The sequence below is a fragment of the Psychrobacter sp. W2-37-MNA-CIBAN-0211 genome (genome assembly GCF_040309405.1).
In the GTDB taxonomy this organism is placed as follows: domain Bacteria; phylum Pseudomonadota; class Gammaproteobacteria; order Pseudomonadales; family Moraxellaceae; genus Psychrobacter; species Psychrobacter glaciei.
Genome location: NZ_JBEOOU010000591.1, coordinates 1 through 235 on the forward strand (window position 1 = coordinate 1; position 235 = coordinate 235).

1 protein-coding gene is annotated in these 235 nt (G+C 40.4%); it reads right to left on the minus strand.

The features are described 5' to 3' along the window. A partial coding sequence (locus AAEY72_RS16375; protein ID WP_352311748.1) for a hypothetical protein occupies positions 1-235 on the minus strand: 235 nt, incomplete at both ends.

Consider the following 235-nt stretch of genomic DNA (forward strand, 5'->3'; position numbering starts at 1 on the left):
ATGGAGGGCAGGCAAAGTTTGCTGAGAATAGAATTTCTTCAGCGCTGCTATCATCCATGTATGCTACATGTGCAACGCCGTTAGACATTTCAAGCGCGGTTTCAAACGATTCTGCTAAGCGTTGTTGTAAGCCATCTTTTACTTTAAATCTGTCTACAACAACTTCTATTGTATGTTTTTTATGAAGCTCAAGTGTTGGTGGATCAGATAAGTCACATACTTCACCGTCTATACG